Source organism: Roseomonas gilardii subsp. gilardii (assembly GCF_023078375.1).
In the GTDB taxonomy this organism is placed as follows: domain Bacteria; phylum Pseudomonadota; class Alphaproteobacteria; order Acetobacterales; family Acetobacteraceae; genus Roseomonas; species Roseomonas gilardii.
On the sequence record NZ_CP095554.1, the window covers coordinates 559425 to 575505 of the forward strand.

At 70.7% G+C, this 16081-nt stretch carries 21 protein-coding genes; 15 read left to right on the plus strand and 6 right to left on the minus strand.

The features are described 5' to 3' along the window. Nucleotides 1–6 precede the first annotated feature (6 nt). The 10 genes from MVG78_RS02640 (at nucleotide 7) to MVG78_RS02685 (ending at nucleotide 6789) form a co-directional block, all read left to right on the plus strand. The gene (locus MVG78_RS02640; protein ID WP_247557968.1) at nucleotides 7–1329 is read left to right on the plus strand and encodes an MFS transporter; all 1323 of its coding nucleotides are present in this window, start codon (nucleotides 7–9) and stop codon (nucleotides 1327–1329) included. Between the two features lie 60 nt (nucleotides 1330–1389). After that, entirely contained in the window at nucleotides 1390–1818 is a 429-nt protein-coding gene (locus MVG78_RS02645; protein WP_428480733.1) for a winged helix-turn-helix domain-containing protein, read from the plus strand. Nucleotides 1819–1929: 111 nt separating this feature from the next. Then, nucleotides 1930–2364 (plus strand): PRC-barrel domain-containing protein, encoded by a 435-nt coding sequence (locus MVG78_RS02650; RefSeq protein ID WP_247557972.1) that lies wholly within the window; start codon nucleotides 1930–1932, stop codon nucleotides 2362–2364. A 175-nt stretch (nucleotides 2365–2539) separates the two neighbouring features. Beyond that, nucleotides 2540–3316, plus strand: a complete 777-nt coding sequence (gene dapB / locus MVG78_RS02655) for a 4-hydroxy-tetrahydrodipicolinate reductase (RefSeq protein WP_247560264.1) — start codon at nucleotides 2540–2542, stop codon at nucleotides 3314–3316. A gap of 59 nt (nucleotides 3317–3375) precedes the next feature. After that, nucleotides 3376–4140 (plus strand): signal peptide peptidase SppA, encoded by a 765-nt coding sequence (sppA, locus tag MVG78_RS02660; RefSeq protein WP_247557974.1) that lies wholly within the window; start codon nucleotides 3376–3378, stop codon nucleotides 4138–4140. Beyond that, nucleotides 4137–4313 carry a hypothetical protein gene (locus tag MVG78_RS02665; RefSeq protein WP_247557976.1) on the plus strand — a complete coding sequence of 59 codons (177 nt, stop codon included), beginning with the start codon at nucleotides 4137–4139 and terminating at the stop codon, nucleotides 4311–4313. Before sppA ends, MVG78_RS02665 begins: the two co-directional genes overlap by 4 nt. Before the next feature lie 23 nt (nucleotides 4314–4336). Further along, nucleotides 4337–4642 (plus strand): integration host factor subunit beta, encoded by a 306-nt coding sequence (gene ihfB / locus MVG78_RS02670; RefSeq protein WP_247557978.1) that lies wholly within the window; start codon nucleotides 4337–4339, stop codon nucleotides 4640–4642. Nucleotides 4643–4835: 193 nt separating this feature from the next. Further along, nucleotides 4836–5192, plus strand: coding sequence for a LapA family protein (locus MVG78_RS02675; protein ID WP_247557979.1), 357 nt, complete (start codon nucleotides 4836–4838; stop codon nucleotides 5190–5192). Between the two features lie 173 nt (nucleotides 5193–5365). Continuing rightward, complete coding sequence (gene pyrF, locus MVG78_RS02680) at nucleotides 5366–6103, plus strand: orotidine-5'-phosphate decarboxylase (protein ID WP_247557981.1); 738 nt, start codon at nucleotides 5366–5368, stop codon at nucleotides 6101–6103. An 11-nt stretch (nucleotides 6104–6114) separates the two neighbouring features. Continuing rightward, nucleotides 6115–6789 carry a phosphoribosylanthranilate isomerase gene (locus MVG78_RS02685; RefSeq protein ID WP_247557983.1) on the plus strand — a complete coding sequence of 225 codons (675 nt, stop codon included), beginning with the start codon at nucleotides 6115–6117 and terminating at the stop codon, nucleotides 6787–6789. Nucleotides 6790–6858: 69 nt separating this feature from the next. Here the strand turns inward: MVG78_RS02685 and MVG78_RS02690 are convergent, their stop codons facing one another. Together MVG78_RS02690 and MVG78_RS02695 are read right to left on the minus strand one after the other, a co-directional pair. Further along, complete coding sequence (locus MVG78_RS02690) at nucleotides 6859–8178, minus strand: LLM class flavin-dependent oxidoreductase (protein WP_428480795.1); 1320 nt, start codon at nucleotides 8176–8178, stop codon at nucleotides 6859–6861. Nucleotides 8179–8222: 44 nt separating this feature from the next. Next, complete coding sequence (locus MVG78_RS02695) at nucleotides 8223–8444, minus strand: hypothetical protein (RefSeq protein ID WP_247557987.1); 222 nt, start codon at nucleotides 8442–8444, stop codon at nucleotides 8223–8225. A gap of 100 nt (nucleotides 8445–8544) precedes the next feature. Here MVG78_RS02695 and MVG78_RS02700 point away from each other — a divergent pair, with 100 nt between their 5' ends. Then, complete coding sequence (locus MVG78_RS02700) at nucleotides 8545–9129, plus strand: helix-turn-helix domain-containing protein (RefSeq protein ID WP_247557989.1); 585 nt, start codon at nucleotides 8545–8547, stop codon at nucleotides 9127–9129. Between the two features lie 49 nt (nucleotides 9130–9178). On the opposite strand, the gene MVG78_RS02705 is transcribed toward MVG78_RS02700, so the two are convergent. After that, the gene (locus tag MVG78_RS02705) at nucleotides 9179–9892 is read right to left on the minus strand and encodes a type 1 glutamine amidotransferase domain-containing protein (RefSeq protein WP_247557991.1); all 714 of its coding nucleotides are present in this window, start codon (nucleotides 9890–9892) and stop codon (nucleotides 9179–9181) included. Nucleotides 9893–10138: 246 nt separating this feature from the next. On the opposite strand from MVG78_RS02705, the gene MVG78_RS02710 reads away from it, so the two are divergent. Next, complete coding sequence (locus tag MVG78_RS02710) at nucleotides 10139–10933, plus strand: hypothetical protein (RefSeq protein WP_247557994.1); 795 nt, start codon at nucleotides 10139–10141, stop codon at nucleotides 10931–10933. 17 nt (nucleotides 10934–10950) lie between these two features. Here MVG78_RS02710 and MVG78_RS02715 read toward each other — a convergent pair whose 3' ends face one another. Next, entirely contained in the window at nucleotides 10951–11355 is a 405-nt protein-coding gene (locus MVG78_RS02715) for a hypothetical protein (protein ID WP_247557996.1), read from the minus strand. A gap of 127 nt (nucleotides 11356–11482) precedes the next feature. Beyond that, nucleotides 11483–11812, minus strand: coding sequence for a hypothetical protein (locus MVG78_RS02720; RefSeq protein WP_247557998.1), 330 nt, complete (start codon nucleotides 11810–11812; stop codon nucleotides 11483–11485). A 231-nt stretch (nucleotides 11813–12043) separates the two neighbouring features. Between MVG78_RS02720 and MVG78_RS02725 the strand changes: the two genes are divergently transcribed. Beyond that, a complete protein-coding gene (locus MVG78_RS02725) occupies nucleotides 12044–13336 on the plus strand; it encodes a glutamate-1-semialdehyde 2,1-aminomutase (RefSeq protein ID WP_247558000.1) in 1293 nt (430 codons plus the stop codon). Between the two features lie 46 nt (nucleotides 13337–13382). On the opposite strand, the gene MVG78_RS02730 is transcribed toward MVG78_RS02725, so the two are convergent. Beyond that, a complete protein-coding gene (locus MVG78_RS02730; protein WP_247558002.1) occupies nucleotides 13383–13730 on the minus strand; it encodes an H-NS histone family protein in 348 nt (115 codons plus the stop codon). A 478-nt stretch (nucleotides 13731–14208) separates the two neighbouring features. Between MVG78_RS02730 and MVG78_RS02735 the strand changes: the two genes are divergently transcribed. Both MVG78_RS02735 and MVG78_RS02740 read left to right on the plus strand, forming a co-directional pair. Beyond that, a complete protein-coding gene (locus MVG78_RS02735) occupies nucleotides 14209–14664 on the plus strand; it encodes an Lrp/AsnC ligand binding domain-containing protein (protein ID WP_247558004.1) in 456 nt (151 codons plus the stop codon). Nucleotides 14665–14750: 86 nt separating this feature from the next. Then, on the plus strand, nucleotides 14751–16001 hold the full coding sequence (locus MVG78_RS02740; RefSeq protein WP_247558006.1) for an MFS transporter: 1251 nt from the start codon (nucleotides 14751–14753) through the stop codon (nucleotides 15999–16001). Nucleotides 16002–16081 lie beyond the last annotated feature (80 nt).

Below are 16081 nucleotides of genomic sequence, written 5' to 3' on the forward strand. Positions count from 1 at the left end.
AAATGGATGTCGTCTGCTCTCGCAGCCGGGGCGACGCGCGTCGGCAGAGTGCGCTTCAGCATCGTGGCCATGCTGTTCGCGGTCACCATCGTGAACTATGCCGACCGCGCCACCCTGGCCATTGCCGGCCCCGTGCTATCCAAGGACCTGGGCCTCAGCGCGGTGGAAATGGGCTTCGTCTTCTCCGCCTTCGGCTGGTCCTATGTGATCGGGCAGATCCCGGGCGGCTGGCTGCTCGACCGCTTCGGCTCGAAGAAGGTCTATTTCTTCAGCATCTTCACCTGGTCGCTCTTCACCCTGCTGCAGGGCGAGGTGGCCGTGGTCGGCCTCGCCGCCGCGGCCTATGCGCTGTTCGTGCTGCGCCTGCTGGTCGGCTTCGCGGAGGCGCCGTCCTTTCCGGCCAACGGGCGCATCGTGGCCGCCTGGTTCCCGGCCAAGGAGCGCGGCACCGCCTCGGCCATCTTCAACTCGGCGCAGTACTTCGCCACGGTGCTCTTCGCCCCGGTCATGGGCTGGCTGACCTTCACCCATGGCTGGCCCTCCGTCTTCTACTTCATGGGCTTCCTCGGCATCCTGGTCAGCTTCGTCTGGCTGAAGGTGATCCACGACCCCAAGGACCACCCCCGCATCCGGCAGGGCGAGCTGGACTACCTGGAGGAAGGCGGCGCGCTGGTGAACATGGACCAGCCGGGCCGGAAGGACGCGGGCTTCCGCTGGTCCTACCTCGTCGATCTCGTCAGCAACCGGATGATGCTCGGCATCTATCTGGGCCAGTTCTGCATCAACGCGCTGACCTACTTCTTCATCACCTGGTTCCCCGTCTATCTCGTGCAGCAGCGCGGCATGTCGATCATGAATGCCGGCTTCGTCGCCTCCATCCCGGCGATCTGCGGCTTCCTCGGCGGCGTGCTGGGCGGCGTCTGGTCGGATGCCCTGCTGCGCCGCGGCCATTCGCTGACCGTGGCGCGCAAGGTGCCGATCGTCTGCGGCATGCTGCTGTCGATGAGCATGGTGATCTGCAACTACACCGACGAGCAGTGGCTGGTGGTGCTGATCATGGCGCTCGCCTTCTTCGGCAAGGGCATCGGCGCGCTGGGCTGGGCGGTGATCTCCGACACCGCGCCGCGCCAGATCGCCGGCGTCAGCGGCGGGCTGTTCAACATGTTCGGCAACATCTCCTCGATCACCACGCCGATCGTGATCGGCTACATCATCCAGACCACTGGCTCCTTCAACGGCGCCCTGGTCTTCGTCGGCGCCAATGCGCTGGTGGCGATGCTCAGCTATCTCGTCATCGTCGGCCCGATCCGGCGCATGGAGCTGCGCTGAGCCACCGCTCCCGGCCCCGCCGGATTGCCCGGCGCCGGCCCGCGTGATGGGATGCCCGTCATGGCAAGGCGCAGGACAGCGGCGACATCCGGGGAACCGCCCAGGGAGCAGGCCGGGGAGCAGGCCGGGGAGCAGGCAGGGCCGGGGCTGAGCATCCGCCTCGACCCCGCCCCCGGCCTGCGCATCGGGCCGGGGAAGGTGCGGCTGCTGGAGGAGATCGGCCGCAACGGCTCGATCTCGGCTGCCGGGCGGGCGCTGGGCATGTCCTACCGCCGCGCCTGGGAACTGGTGGAGGACCTGAAGCGCGGCCTGGGCCGACCCGTGGTGGAAACCTCGGCCGGCGGGGCCGGCGGCGGCGGCGCGCGGCTGACCCGGCTCGGCGAAAGGGTGATCCGGGAATACCGCGCCATCGAGGCGGAAGCCCAGGCGGCGGCCCTGCCGCGCCTCCTGGCCCTGCTCCGGGAGGATGGGGAGACCGGCGGGGCCTGATGGGCTGTCCGGCGGCAACCGGGGCCCCGGCGCGGGCGTTTTCCTTCCACCACGGTGCTCCGCGGGCATCGTGACCCGTCATCGGCGAACGACCAAGCGGAAGGAAACAGGATGAGCACCACGATCGGCGATCCCGGCCTCACCGGCATCCCTGCCGTCAGCACCCCGGCCACTCCGGACGACAGCAACGTGCCGAACCGGCTGATCTCGGCCAGCAAGGTCGAGGGCACGGCGGTCTATAACCGTGCGGGCGAGCGCCTCGGCACGGTCGAGGACATCATGCTCGACAAGGTCAGCGGCAAGGTGGCCTTCGCGGTGATGAGCTTCGGCGGCTTCCTCGGCATCGGGGAGAAGTACCATCCGCTGCCCTGGTCCACCCTGACCTACGATATCGCCCAGGGCGGCTATGTCGTGGACATGACGCGGGAGCAGTTGCAGGACGCGCCATCCTACGGGGCGGAGGACGGCATCGACTTCAACGACGACGCCTATGGGCGCCGGGTCTACGACTACTACAAGGCGCCCTACTGGAACGTCGGCTTCTGAACGGCGGCCCGGGCCGATGAGCCAGGGAAGGGGCGGAGGCGACTCCGCCCCTTTTCCATGCCGGCCCTCCGGCCGGGGCGGTGATGGACGCTGCCGGGGATCTGTTGCATGAGCCGGAATCCGACGGACCATCCTCCGGATGGGCAAGGGCGGGCGGGCAATGGCGGCAGCGGGGATGGACCGGATGGCGGCACGGATTGGAATCCTGGGGATCACGGGCCGCATGGGCGCCCTGCTGGCCGAGGAAAGCGCAAGGGCCGGCGCCACCATCTCCGGCGGCACGCGGCGTTCCGGCACGGCCGGCGCATACCGCATCTTTCCCGATGCCGCCGCCCTCTGCGCGGAGAGCGACGTGGTGATCGACTTCACCCGCGCGGAAGCCGTGGAGGCGCATCTCGCCGCGGCGGTGGCGGCGGGGCGGCCGCTGGTGCTGGGCACCTCCGGCCTGTCCGTGGCGCAGGAAGCTGCCGTGGCCGAGGCGGCGAGGCGAATCCCCATCGTCTATGCCGCCAATTTCGCGCCGGGCGTGAACCTGCTCTTCGCCCTGGCCGAGCGCATGGCGGCGGCCCTGCCGGCGGAGCAGTACGACGCCGAGATCGTCGAGATGCACCATCGCCAGAAGGTGGATGCCCCGTCCGGCACGGCGGTGGCACTCGGCCGCGCCGTGGCGCGCGGACGCGGCACCACGCTGGAGGAAGCGGGCATCGAGAGCGGCCGCGACGGCCATACCGGCCCGCGCCGCACCGGCGCCATCGGCTTCGCCGCCCTGCGCGGCGGGCAGGTGGTGGGGGAGCACACGCTGCTCTTCGCCGCCGGTACCGAGCAGATCGCCCTGACCCACCGCTCCTTCGACCGCCGGGTCTATGCCACCGGCGCGGTGCGGGCGGCGCTCTGGCTGCTGGGCCAGCCCTCCGGCCTCTATGACATGAAGCACGTGCTGGGGATGGCGTGAGATGGCCTTCGCCGAACGGGATTTGACCGGGCGCCGGCGGGGCGGCATGAGCCTTCCCCATGTCCCTCGACCCTGATGCCCTGATCGACCGGCGCCGCCTGAAGCGGAGCCGGGCGCTGTGGCGCGGCGGCGCCGTGCTGGCGGCCCTGGCGCTTCTGGCCGTGCTCTTCGCACCCCGGGACATGGCCCCGGACATGGCGGGTTTCGGCACCGGCTCGCCCGTGGCGCGGCTGGTGGTCAGCGGCACGATCACCGACGACCGCGACGTCATCCGGGCGGTGGACCGCGCGGCGGAGCGCGCCTCGACGCGTGCCCTGCTGCTGTCCATCGACAGCCCCGGCGGTACGGTGGCGGGGGGCGAGGCGCTGTATTCGGCCCTCATGCGCTTCCGCGAATCCGGCAAGCCGGTGGTGGCGGTGATGGGCGGCACGGCGGCCTCGGCGGCTTATATGGTTGCCATGCCGTCCGAGCGCATCTTCGCCCGCGATGCCACGCTCACCGGCTCGATCGGCGTGCTGCTGCAGAGCTTCAACGTGAACCAGCTGATGGACACGCTGGGGGTAAAGGCGGAGACGCTGACCTCAGGCCCGCTGAAGGCGCAGCCCAGCCCCTTCTCCCCGCTGACCGAACAGGGGCGGGAGGTGCTCCTGGGCGTGGTGGCGGATATCCAGTCGCGCTTCGTGGAGATGGTGGCCAAGGGCCGCAACCTGCCGGAGGCGCGGGTGCGGGAACTGGCGGACGGGCGATCTACACCGGGCGGCAGGCGCTGGGCCTCGGCCTGGTGGACGCCATCGGCGGTGAACGGGAGGCCCGGGCCTGGTTGAAGGAGAAGCACGGCATCCCGGAAACGCCCGAAGCGCGTGACCTGGATACCACGGGACGACGCGGACTGTCGCGATACGTCACCTCCTTCGCGAAAAGCCTTGTTTCCGAAGGGCTTGCATCGATGGGGATCGTTGACGGCGCCCTGGCGCTTTGGCAGCCTGCCGCACGCTGACCGGCTGCGGGGGTTTGGACGGGATGACCAGATCGGAGTTGATCGCCGCGCTTGCCGCGGCGAACCCTCATCTGCGCCAGCCCGATGTGGAACTGATCGTGGCCACCATCCTGGAGGAGATCTCCGCCGCCCTGGCGCGGGGCGACCGGGTGGAGCTGCGCGGCTTCGGCGCCTTCACCGCCAAGCGCCGCGACCCCCGGACCGGCCGCAATCCCCGCACCGGGGAAGCGGTGGAGGTCACCGGCAAGGCGGTCCCCTATTTCAAGCCGGGCAAGGAATTGCGGGAACGGGTCAATGGCGGCCCCTTGCAGACCCGGGGCAGCAAGTAGAGAAGACCGCCACGAGGCGTAGCGCCCAGGCGGACCGGCTCCCAGTGGTCTGGCGGCCCTGGCCTCCAGACGCTTTCCCGGGCGCGAGACCGGGCTCTTCCGTTTTGCCGCGCCGGGGGCCTTGCCCCCGCGGCCCAGGGGGGCACTTCTGCGGACGCCTGGGGGACCGGACGGGGCTGAAACAGGAAGCGGAGTGACGAAGACGATGTGGCGCTGGCTGTTGATCGGTCCCCTTTTGCTTGTCCTGGTGCTGTTCGCCCTGTCGAACACCGCCCCTGTCCCTGTCCGTTTCTGGCCCTTCGATCTCGCCTGGGAAACGCCGCTCGCCGTCGCGGTGCTGTCCGTCTCCGCCTTCGCCTTCCTGCTGGGCGCACTGGTGACCTGGATGGCCTCCATGGGTGCCCGCCGGCGGTCGCGCCGCCTGGCCCAGACGGTGCGCCAGCTCGAAGCGGAACTGGCGCAACTGCGCGCCCAGGTCGCGCGGCAGGTGCCGGAAGGTGGCACGGTGGCGGGACACCGCCCCACCAAGGTTGCGCTACCGGCCCCCTGAACGAATCTCTATAACCCCCGCCGGACGCCCGGCCGGGCCTTGAACGAGGGGCGGCCCCCTTGTCCGTGCCCGGCTGCTCCGGCCGGTTCCTGTCCGCCGCCCGCCCCTCGCCCCGGCCTTCCGGGGAGGTAGAGGCGGCCCCCCCCGCCCGACCCGCTGTCCCCGAGGTGCCCATGCCCCTGATCGCCCGTCCCCGCCCCGGCCGGAAGCAACTGATCGTGGCCATCGACACGCCGGACCCGGCGAAGGCCGCCGGCATGGCGCGCCGCCTGGCGCCCGAGGTCGGGCTGCTGAAGCTCGGGCTGGAATTCTTCGTGGCCGCCGGGCCCGGCGCGGTGCGCGACGTGGCCGGGGAGATGCCGGTCTTCCTCGATCTCAAGCTGCACGACATTCCCAACACCGTGGCCGGCGCGGTCCGCTCGGCCTGCGCGGTGCGGCCGGCCATGCTGACCGTCCATGGGGCAGGCGGGGCGGCCATGGTGGCGGCGGCACGGCGGGCGGCCGAGGAGGCCGCCGGCGCTGCGCGCCCGGCCATCCTGGCGGTGACGGTGCTGACCAGCCTGAGCGCCGCCATGCTGGCCGAGACCGGCGTCTCCGGCGGTACGGCGCAGCAGGTGCTCCGCCTGGCGCGGCTGTCGCTGGAGGCCGGGGCGGACGGGCTGGTCTGCTCGCCGCACGAGGCCACGCTGATCCGCAATGCCTTCGGTGACGCGCCGATGCTGGTGGTGCCGGGGGTGCGGCCCGCCGGCGCGGAGCTGGGCGACCAGTCGCGCGTGGCCACGCCCGCCGACACGATCCGGGCCGGGGCGGACTGGATCGTGATGGGCCGCCCGATCACCCATGCCGCGGACCCCGTGGCGGCGGCGCGGTCGGTGGTGGCGGAGATCGCCCCGCTGGGCGACGCGCCCTGAGGCCCCCGGCGATGGCATCGGTCAAGGTCTGCGGCATCAACGCCCCGGACGCCATGGAGGCGGTGCGCGAGGCACGGGCCGAAATGCTGGGCTTCGTCTTCTTCCCTCCTTCCCCGCGCGCGATCTCGCCGGAGCGGGCCGCCGGGCTTTCCGCTCTGGCGCCGCCGGCCGCGGAGGGCGGGCCGCGACGCGTGGGGCTCTTCGTCGATCCCTCCGAGGAGGAGGTGGCGGCGGTGCTCGCCGCCCTGCCGCTGGACATGCTGCAACTGCATGGGGCGGAGACGCCGGAACGCTGCGCCGCGCTGCGCGCCCGCTTCGGCCTGCCGGTGATGAAGGCGCTGGGAATCGCCTCGGCGGAGGATTTCGCCGCCCTGGCCGATTATGCCCCGGTGGTGGACCGCTTCCTGCTCGACGCCAAGCCACCCACCGGCGGTGACGCCCTGCCCGGCGGCAATGCCGTCTCCTTCGACTGGCGCCTCCTGGCGGGGCGGAACATCCCGCGCCCCTGGCTTCTGGCCGGAGGCCTCACCCCGGCCAATGTCGCGGCGGCAGTGCGGCAGGCGGGCGCCCCGGGGGTGGACGCGTCCTCGGGCCTGGAGCATGCGCGCGGGGTCAAGGACCCGGCGCTGATCGCCGCCTTCGTGCGGGCGGCGCATGAGGCCGATACGGCCGGCGGACCGGTCTGACCGGTCGCTGGATGGCTGGCCGCCGGGGGAAAGGCGGGGCTTTTCCTCCGAGGCCACCAGAGCCGGAGTTCACCCCGCCGGAAAGCGATGCTCTGCCGCCGGATGCGGCATGGCGAGGCGCGGTCCGGTGCCGAACAGCTTCTCGCGGAAAGTGCCCGGTGCGTATTCGCGCTTGAAGGCGCCGCGCTCCTGCAGGATGGGCACGACGCGTTCCACCACCGCTTCCAGGAATTCCGGCACCACGGTGCGGGAGAGGTTGAAACCGTCCACGTCAGCCTCCTCGACCCAGCGGATCAACGCCTCGGCCACCTGCTCCGCCGAACCCACGATGGGCGGCTGGCGGCTGCCCAGCACGAACTGGTCGATCAGCTTGCGCTTGGTCCAGACCGGGCCGGCGGCGCGTTTCGCGGCCTCGACATTGGACTGGATCGCCTGGGTCGGTCCGGCCTCGATCGGCTCGTCCATGCCATAGCGGGCGAAGTCGATGCCCAGCGAGGCTGAGGCATGGGCCAGGGCACCCTCGACACTGGCATGGCGGCGATAGTCCTCCAGCAGGTCCCTCGCCTCGGCCTCGGTGCGGCCGACCACCAGCGTGGCGCCGACCAGCACCTTCAGCGGCCTTCCGGCGGCGCGGGCGCGCAGGTCGGCGACGAGCTGCGCCACCGCCGGCTTGGCGCCGCCATTGACGAAGACGCATTCCGCATGGCGCGCGGCGAAACGGCGGCCACGCTCGGACGCGCCGGCCTGGAACAGCACGGGCGTCCGCTGCGGCGAGGGTTCCACCAGATGCGGCGCGTCGAGCCGGTACTGCGCGCCCTCGTGCCGCACCCGCCGCACGCGGGCGGGATCGGCATAGAGGCCCGCCGCCCGGTCCGCCCGCACAGCGTCGTCGGCCCAGCTCTCTTCCCACAGCTTGTAGACGAGTTCCATATACTCGTCGGCGAGGTCGTAGCGGTCGTCATGCGCCATCTGCGAGGCCATCCCCATCGCGCGCGCGGCGCTGTCGAGATAGCCGGTGACGATGTTCCAGCCTGCGCGGCCCTGTGTCAGGTGGTCCAGCGTGGAGAAGCGGCGCGCGAAGAGATAGGGCGTCTCATAGGCGAGGTTGCAGGTGATGCCGAAGCCCAGATGCCGCGTGACGCTGGCCATGGCCGGCACCAGCAGCATCGGGTCCAGCAGCGGCACCTGCACCGCGCCGCGCAGCGACGCATCGGGGCCGTTGCCATAGACATCGTAGATGCCCAGCACATCGGCGAGGAACAGCCCGTCGAACAGCCCGCGTTCCAGCGTCTGCGCGAGGCGCATCCAGTGATCGAGGCGGAGATAGCCCGTGGAGCGGTCGCGCGGATGCGTCCACATCCCCTGCTGGATATGCCCGACACAGGCCATGTCGAAGGCGTTCAGGACGATCTGGCGTCCCGCTTTGGCGTGGTTCACAGGTAGCGGCCCCGTTCCAGGATTTCGAGCGTGTATTCGCGATAGGTCATGCCCAGTTCCTCCGCCCGGGCCAGGCGGCGCAGCGCGATCTCGCGCGGTGGCGTCTTCCAGGCCCTCTTGTGCGCCTTGCGCCAGGGATGCAGCCGGCCCGAGGCGCCGGGATCGGGCTCCTCCAGCGGCGGGCCTCCATTGTGGCCGATCCGCGCGGGCGGGATCATGCGATGCCGTTCATCGGGCGATGGGCCATGGAGCGGGGCGTCATCCGGCTGGATAAGGGCGGTGGGTCACCGTTGATGTGTCATCCATCATGATGGACAAATGAGCAAGATACAAGACGATTCCGGGCCGTCCGACCTGACCGCCCTGCTGGCGGCCCGGCTCAGGGCGGAACGCGAGGAACGCGGCTGGTCCATCGCCGAGATGGCGGAACGCTCCGCCGTCTCGCGCGCCATGATCAGCAAGGTGGAACGCGCCGAGGCCAGCCCGACCGCCGCGCTGCTCGGCCGGCTGGCCTCGGCGCTGGGCCTGACGCTCTCCACGCTCCTGGCACGGGCCGAGGGCGATGCCGGAGGCGGGCGGGTGTCGCGCGCGGCCACGCAGCCACTCTGGCGCGATCCGGAAACGGGATACCTGCGCCGCGCCGTCACGCCCTCGGGCAGCGATCCGGAGCTGGTGCGGGTGGAACTGCCCGCAGGCGCGCGGGTGGACTACCCGGCCTCCACCTACCTGTCCTGGAAACACGCGATCTGGGTTCTGGAAGGGGAGCTGCTGTTCCATGAAGGCGCGGCGCGGCATCGCCTCGCCGCCGGCGACTGCCTGGTGCTGGGCGCAGCGGCGGATTGCGCCTTCGAGAATGCCTCGGAACGGCCTTGCAGCTATCTGGTCGTGCTGGCGCGCCGCTGATACCGGGTTTGGGGGTGGCCGCGCGTCAGGAAGGCCCGCACCGCCCGGCTCAGGGATGTTCCTCCAGCGCGGCGATCAGATGCCGCGCCACCAGCGCCGAGGATTGCGGGTTCTGCCCGGTGATCAGGTTGCCATCGCGGAGCGCGAAGCCGGTGAATTCCGGGCCGCTCTCGTAATGCGCGCCCAGGGAGCGCAGCCGGTCCTCCAGCAGGAAGGGCAGCACCTCCGACAGGCCCGTGGCGGCTTCCTCGCGGTTGCTGAAGCCGGTGACACGCCGCCCTTCCACCACCGGGGCGCTGGTGCCCTTGCGATGCGCTGCCACCAGCCCGGCCGGCCCGTGGCAGAGGGCGGCCACCGGCTTGCCGGCCTCCATGGCCTGGCCGATCAGCGTGGCGAGCGGCCGGCTGGCCGGCAGGTCCCACATCGTGCCATGGCCGCCCGGCAGGAAGATCGCGTCATGGGGCTGCTCCGCCACATCCTCCAGCCGCGACGAGGCATGGGCCAGGGCCATGGCACCCTCATCGGCCAGGAAGCGGCCCACGGCGCCGTGGATGCCGTTGGGCTCGGGCGAGGCGCCTGGCAGGCTGCGCGGATCGATGGGAATCTCGCCCCCGGCGGTGGAGGCCAGGAGCACCTCGAAACCGGCATCCAGCAGGGCGTAATAGGGCACGGCCAGTTCCTCCAGCCACAGCCCGGTGCGATCCGGCCCATCGCCCAGCAGGCCATGCGATGTCGCGACCACCAGCACCTGTCCCTTTGCCATCGTCCGGATCTCCTTCTGCGGCCGGAAGGGTGGGCCCGGCCGGAATCCAACGGGAACGCCGCTGTCCGGACGGGGTTCCTCCGGGCGGCCCTGCGCCATCGTCGGGAGTGGGGACCGGAATGCCGGGCGGGGAAAGATTGTCGAATCTTTAGCGCCCAGGGGTCCCGTTAACTCTTTCTCAACCAGACGCCGGCACATTGCCGGACAGGCTTTCGAGGCCAGCACCGGGCGCAGGGGAAAAATTCCATGCCGACATCCCATTTCACCTGGCAGCCCCTGTTCCTGACCGAGCCCGAGGGCTTTGCCCGGCTTCTGGAGGAACCCTCGCTGGACCGCCGCCTGCGTTCCTGGCGGGGCTACGAGGACATGCTGCTGGGGGAGGCCCTGCGGGCCGCGCTGCATGACGACCCGGCCGCGCGTGCCTCCCTGGAGGAGCTCTACGCCTTCGGCCTCGCCAACGGGTTGCCGCTGCTCAGCCGGCGGGAGGCGGTGCGGGCCCTGCGCGCCTATGCCGGGCGGCATTCCCTGCCGGGCAGCACCTGGGGGCCCTTCCTGCGACTGGACCCGGACTGGCAGGTCGCCCTGACGGTCGCGAGCGGCTGGCTCGAATCGGAAGACGCCGAGGCCGCGCCGGAACTGCTCAAGGCACTGGAGGAGGAGCGGCTGGCGAACCGGGGCGGCGTCTTCGGCGCGCTGCTCCGCCATGGCGTCATCGCGCCGCTGCGGCGGCTGCGGGACAGCCTGGAAGCACGCGAGCTGGAGGATGTGGCCGCCTGTTGCAGCCGCGGCATGCCCTCCGAGGTGAACGGCTTCCTGGCCGACTGGCTGGAAGCGCTGGCGGCGGCGGAGAACGGCGCCCTGCGCGACATCCTGGGCCGCTGCCTGGAATTGCGGGCCGGGGAGGCCGATCCCCGGCGCGTCGCCGAGCATTTCCTGCCACGCTCGGCCGAGGTGATCCCGATCCATCGCCGGCGCGGCCGGCCCGCCGGCAACCGCCAGCCCCAGGCCACACCGCCCATGCCCGGGAAAGGCCCGCCCTGACCTCCCGGGCGCCTGCCTCAGCCCTGACGGGGTGACTTCTCTTCCAACCGTCGCTGCGCACGGCGCAGGAGCCAGCCGGACAGGCCCGGCGCATGGCTGATGGCGTTGCGCAGGGCCTGGAGGTCGGCTTCGGCGCGGGAGCGCGCCAGGGCGGCCTCCACGGCATGGCCGCGCGCGACCTGACGCGCCTCCTCCAGCTCCGCGAGGCGCCGGGACAGGGCGGTCCGGGCGGCCTCGGGTTCACGTTCCAGCGCCAGCCGCTCCAGGGTGGCGCGGGCCTCTCGCAATTCCTGCCGCAGCCGGGCGATCTCGGCTTCGGCCGGGCCGCCACGCCGCTCCTGCTCCAGGACCGGATTCTCCGGGGTTTTCGCCCGGGGCTTCGTGGTCCGGCGGTTGGCGCCCTTCATCTGACGACGACCCATGGTCACCCCCTTCCTGCTGACCCTCTCCGGCTAGCATTCCCGGGAGGAGGCGGGTAGCGCCGGCAGGTGGTCAGCGAGGTGGTCCTGGGCAGGCCACGAGTCGCCTGGGCCGGAAGGGGCCCCGCGCTCAGTCCTCGGGCACGTCCTTGAGTTCGAAGGCCACGGCCACCTGCGCCAGCGCCACCGTCGCGCGGCCGCGTTCCGTCGGAGAGGTGAGGACCGGCCCGGAAAGCCTCGGGGCATCCGCCGCCGTGGCCATGTTCACGTCGAGCAGCACATGCCCCGTCCGCGACACATGGATGGCGTCGATGTTGCGGATGATCATGGTGTGGCCCGTGGTCAGCAGCAGGCCGAAAAGCCAGTCATCCGCCATCATCCGCCCGGCGAACCAGGCGGGCATGACCTCACCGAGACGCAGGTCATCGGCGCTGTCGATGGTTGTCCAAAAATCGTCCATGAACAACCCTAACGTGAAATCCTTATCGGACAATTCACAATATACTTCTTACTGTCAAACGATACGGCCGCTAATAAATGAGACGGAACATGGCGTTGCCATCCGGCCCATCACCGCTGCCGGATGGGAAATGCTGCCGTCAGGGCGTTTCTACGACAGTGGGCGCGGCTGGCAATCCCAAACCGATCGGCGGAGTTCAGCGGAAGAATGCCCCATCCCGGATCCAGGCGCTTGCAAGCTCGGGCACACGCGGCAATCCCCGGCGGGGCCCATACCTATGCCAAGGGCGACGACCAGTTCCCCGAGTTGGCCCCCGGCTTCATCGAGCGTGGTGAGGGTTGCCGCGTCTGGGACGCGGATGGCAACGAGTATATCGAATACAGCCCGGGCCTGCGCGCCGTCGGGCTGGGGCATGGACACCCCGCCGTGCTGGCCGCGGTGCGGGAGGCCCTGACCCTCGGCACCAATTTCTGCCGCCCGCACCGGCTGGAAGTGGAATGCGCCGAGGCTTTCCTGTCCATGGTGCCGGCCGCGGAGATGGTGAAGTTCACCAAGGATGGCAGCACCGCCGTTACCGCCGCGGTGAAGATCGCGCGGGCCGCCACGAAGCGCGACCTGATCGCCTTCTGCGCCGACCATCCCTTCTTTTCCTATGACGACTGGTTCATCGGCACCACGGCGATGGATGCGGGCATTCCGCCGGAGAATGTCAGCCTGAGCCTGCGCTTTCCCTATGGCGATATCGAGGCCCTGCGCGCGCTCTTCGCGGCCCATCCCGGGCGGATCGCGGGCGTGCTGATGGAAAGCTGCAAATACGCCGATGCGCCGCCAGGCTATCTGCAGGCCGTCCAGGCGGTGTGCCAGGAGAACGGCACGCTTTTCATCCTGGATGAGATGATCAACGGCTTCCGCCTCGCGAACGGGGGCGGCCAGGAATATTACGGGCTGGACCCGGATCTCAGCACTTTCGGCAAGGCACTGGCCAATGGCTTCGCCATTTCCGCCCTGGCCGGAAAGCGCCGCTACATGGAGCTGGGCGGGCTGAAGCACCAGGGAGAGCGGGTCTTCCTGCTCTCCACCACCCATGGCGGGGAGACCCATTCCCTGGCCGCCGCCATCGCCACGATGCGCGTGTATCGCGAGGAGCCGGTGGTGGAGACCATGCAGCGCCAGGGTGACCGCCTGGCGGCCGCGCTGCGCGAGCGGACGGCGGCGCTGGGCCTGGCGGAGCATGTGCCGATCGAGGGGCGGGGCAGCAACCTCGTCTTCGGCACGCGGGACGCGGAGGGCAAGCCCTCCCAGCATTTCCGGGCCCTGCTGATGCAGGAGATGATCCGGCGCGGCGTCATCGGCCCGTCGCTGGTGATCAGCTACGCCCATGATGACGCGGCCATCGACCGCACGATCGAGGCTTTCGAGGGGGCCTTGCCCGTCTATGCGCGGGCCCTGCGGGAGGGCGTCGGGAAGTATCTGGTCGGCCCGCCGACGCAGATCGTCTATCGCCGCTACAACAGCCACGGCTGAAGCCGCACCATGCGGGACCGGGTCTGCGCCCGGTCCCGTGATGGGTTCAGATCCGGAAGCTTTCCCGGTTCTTGCCCTCGGATTCCGCCATCACGATCCAGGCGGGCGGACGGCCCCGGCCGGACCATTCCTCCCCATTGGGGCCGCGATACTTGGCGGCCGCCGCACCGGCGGTGGCGCGGCGGGCCTTGCGCCCGCCCCGGGCCGGTGCCTCGGCCTGGACGAGGCCTTCGAGCGACAGGCCCAGGGCCGCCGCCTTTTCCTCCATTTCCGCCAGGAGGTCGCGCTTCGCCTCCGCCAGTTTCTCGCGCCGCTTTTCCTCGGCGCTGCTGATCAGGGAGGTCAGTTCCTGGACCGAAAGATGGTCGAGATTGATCGGGGATTTGTTGGCCATTTGTCTTCTGATCAAAACGAATGAGGGGGATAAGTCGCCCCCATAGATGTGGAATTCGGCACCGGGTGCAATATCCCTTTCCGGAAAGCCGGTTCCGGGATGGTTTTCCGCTTTCGCGGAGGCTTTTGACCGGCCTGGAAAGGCGGAATGGCTGCCTTCCCGCGGGGAAAGGCAAAAGGCGCCCTTTTTGCCTGATTCCGAAGGCTGAACGGTTTCTTTTCCGGGGCTGCTTCCCGGGAATGCCCTGATGCGGAATGGCTGCTTTTCCCGATCATCGTACTTCCGTGTCTGGCTCCGTGGTCAGCCCCGGGGTCAGCCAAGGAAGCGGCGCCCAAGCCCGGGCGATGCTTCCCTCGCACGCCGTCGGGCGAAGGGATTTCGGAGCTGACACGGAATTCGCCCTGGCCTACCGGCTCCGACCGCCGTTTTCCGGAAGATCCCGCGCTGTTATAGGCGGCCGGCCAAAGGATCGTCGGCCATGGATGAGATCGACAAGCGCCTGCTGCGCCTGCTCCAGCGCGATGGGCGGATGACCAATGTGGAACTGGCCCGGCAGGCGCATCTGAGCCCGCCTGCCACGCATGAGCGCATCCGCCGCTTGCAGCAGGATGGGGTGATCGAGGGCTACTCCGTGCGGCTGAACGCGGAGAGGCTGCAGCGCGCCCTGCTGATCTTCGTCGAGATCACGCTGGACCGCACCAGCGCCCGGGTCTTCGAGGATTTCGCCGCCGCCGTCCGCCGCACGCCGGAGATCATGGAATGCCACATGGTGGCGGGCGGCTTCGACTACCTGATCAAGGTGCGGGTGCGCGACATGGCCGCCTACCGGCATTTCCTGGGCACGGTGCTGGTGGGGCTGCCCGGCATCCGGCAGACGCACACCTACACGGTCATGGAGGAGGTGAAGAGCACCACCGAGCTCGCCATCGACTGATCCGCCCCTCGTCAGGCCGGGCATCCTCGGATACCGGTGGGGAAAAGCCCGGCGACAGGCGGGCCGGAACCCTGGGAGCACGCCGCGTGACCGGCAAGACCGCGAACATCGCCCTGATCACCCTGGCGCAGGTCCTGGCCCTCTGCCTCTGGTTCTCCGGTACCGCCGCCGGCCCGGGCATGCTGCGGGAGGCGCGGGCGCTGGGCCTCGGGCTGGGACCGGGCTTCCAGGCCTGGCTGACGGGCGCGGTGCAGGCGGGCTTCGTGCTGGGGACGCTGCTCAGCGCCGTGCTGGCGCTGCCGGACCGTATCGACCCACGCCGCTTCTTCGCCGCCTGTGCCCTGCTGGGCGCCCTGGCCAATGCCGCCATCGCCCTGCTGCCGCTGGAGGCCGGGACGGCCATCGCCGCGCGCTTCATCACTGGCCTCGCCCTGGCCGGGGTCTATCCGGTGGGCATGAAGCTCGCCATCGGCTGGGCGGACAGGGGCGATGCCGGGCTGCTCGTCGGGCTCCTGGTGGGCGGGCTGACCCTGGGCTCGGCCTCACCGCATCTGGCGCTCGCCCTGACCGGCGCGGCGGGCGGGCCGGATGCCGCGCTGGACTGGCGGCTGGCGCTGGGCGCGGCCTCCCTGGCCGCCCTGCTCGCCGCCGCGCTGATCGGGTGGACCCGGCTCGGCCCGCGCCATGCGGCCGCGCCGCCTTTCCGCCCGGGCGCGGCGCTGCAGCTCTGGCGCAACCAGGGCACACGGCTCGCGACGCTCGGCTATCTCGGCCATATGTGGGAGCTCTATGCCATGTGGGCCTGGGTCGGCCTCTATCTCAGCGCCAGCTTCGCCGCCTGGCGCGGCGGAGTGCCGGGGCATGCGGGCGAGGCCGCGCTGGCGACCTTCGCGGTGATCGCGGTGGGGGCGGTCGGCTCCATCGGCGCCGGCCTGCTGGCGGACCGCTGGGGCCGGGTGCGGATCACGGTGGCGGCCATGGCGGTCTCGGGCGGCTGTTGCCTGCTGGCCGGCCCCTTCTTCGGGCTGCATCCGCTGCTGCCCATCACCCTCTGCCTGGCCTGGGGCGTCGCGGTGGTGGCGGATTCCGCGCAGTTCTCGGCCAGCGTGGCGGAGCTTTCGGAACCGGGGCTGACCGGCACCATGCTGACGGTGCAGAACTGCCTGGGCTTCGCGCTGACCCTGGTGACGATTCACCTCATGCCTTTCCTCGTCGCCCGGACCGGCTGGGGCGGGGCCTTCGCCCTGCTGGCGGTGGGGCCGCTGCTGGGCTGTCTCGCCATGCTGCGCCTGGGCCGCAGCCCGTTGGCAGCACGGCTGGCCGGCGGGCGCGGATAGGCGGCGCTTCCGGCTTTCCCGCCGCCGCCCGCTTCACCTGGCCGCCAGAGGGCGGCAGCATGCGCCGTGGCAGGCGGAGC

Excerpts from the sequence above, each read along its gene's own strand:
- MVG78_RS02640 (WP_247557968.1), top strand. The coding sequence starts at position 7 with ATGTCGTCTGCTCTCGCAGCCGGGGCGACGCGCGTCGGCAGAGTGCGC.
- MVG78_RS02645 (WP_428480733.1), top strand. The coding sequence starts at position 1,390 with ATGGCAAGGCGCAGGACAGCGGCGACATCCGGGGAACCGCCCAGGGAG.
- MVG78_RS02650 (WP_247557972.1), top strand. The coding sequence starts at position 1,930 with ATGAGCACCACGATCGGCGATCCCGGCCTCACCGGCATCCCTGCCGTC.
- dapB (WP_247560264.1), top strand. The coding sequence starts at position 2,540 with ATGGACCGGATGGCGGCACGGATTGGAATCCTGGGGATCACGGGCCGC.
- sppA (WP_247557974.1), top strand. The coding sequence starts at position 3,376 with ATGTCCCTCGACCCTGATGCCCTGATCGACCGGCGCCGCCTGAAGCGG.
- ihfB (WP_247557978.1), top strand. The coding sequence starts at position 4,337 with ATGACCAGATCGGAGTTGATCGCCGCGCTTGCCGCGGCGAACCCTCAT.
- pyrF (WP_247557981.1), top strand. The coding sequence starts at position 5,366 with ATGCCCCTGATCGCCCGTCCCCGCCCCGGCCGGAAGCAACTGATCGTG.
- MVG78_RS02685 (WP_247557983.1), top strand. The coding sequence starts at position 6,115 with ATGGCATCGGTCAAGGTCTGCGGCATCAACGCCCCGGACGCCATGGAG.
- MVG78_RS02690 (WP_428480795.1), bottom strand. The coding sequence starts at position 8,178 with ATGGCCTGTGTCGGGCATATCCAGCAGGGGATGTGGACGCATCCGCGC.
- MVG78_RS02695 (WP_247557987.1), bottom strand. The coding sequence starts at position 8,444 with ATGATCCCGCCCGCGCGGATCGGCCACAATGGAGGCCCGCCGCTGGAG.
- MVG78_RS02700 (WP_247557989.1), top strand. The coding sequence starts at position 8,545 with ATGAGCAAGATACAAGACGATTCCGGGCCGTCCGACCTGACCGCCCTG.
- MVG78_RS02705 (WP_247557991.1), bottom strand. The coding sequence starts at position 9,892 with ATGGCAAAGGGACAGGTGCTGGTGGTCGCGACATCGCATGGCCTGCTG.
- MVG78_RS02710 (WP_247557994.1), top strand. The coding sequence starts at position 10,139 with ATGCCGACATCCCATTTCACCTGGCAGCCCCTGTTCCTGACCGAGCCC.
- MVG78_RS02715 (WP_247557996.1), bottom strand. The coding sequence starts at position 11,355 with ATGGGTCGTCGTCAGATGAAGGGCGCCAACCGCCGGACCACGAAGCCC.
- MVG78_RS02720 (WP_247557998.1), bottom strand. The coding sequence starts at position 11,812 with ATGGACGATTTTTGGACAACCATCGACAGCGCCGATGACCTGCGTCTC.
- MVG78_RS02730 (WP_247558002.1), bottom strand. The coding sequence starts at position 13,730 with ATGGCCAACAAATCCCCGATCAATCTCGACCATCTTTCGGTCCAGGAA.
- MVG78_RS02735 (WP_247558004.1), top strand. The coding sequence starts at position 14,209 with ATGGATGAGATCGACAAGCGCCTGCTGCGCCTGCTCCAGCGCGATGGG.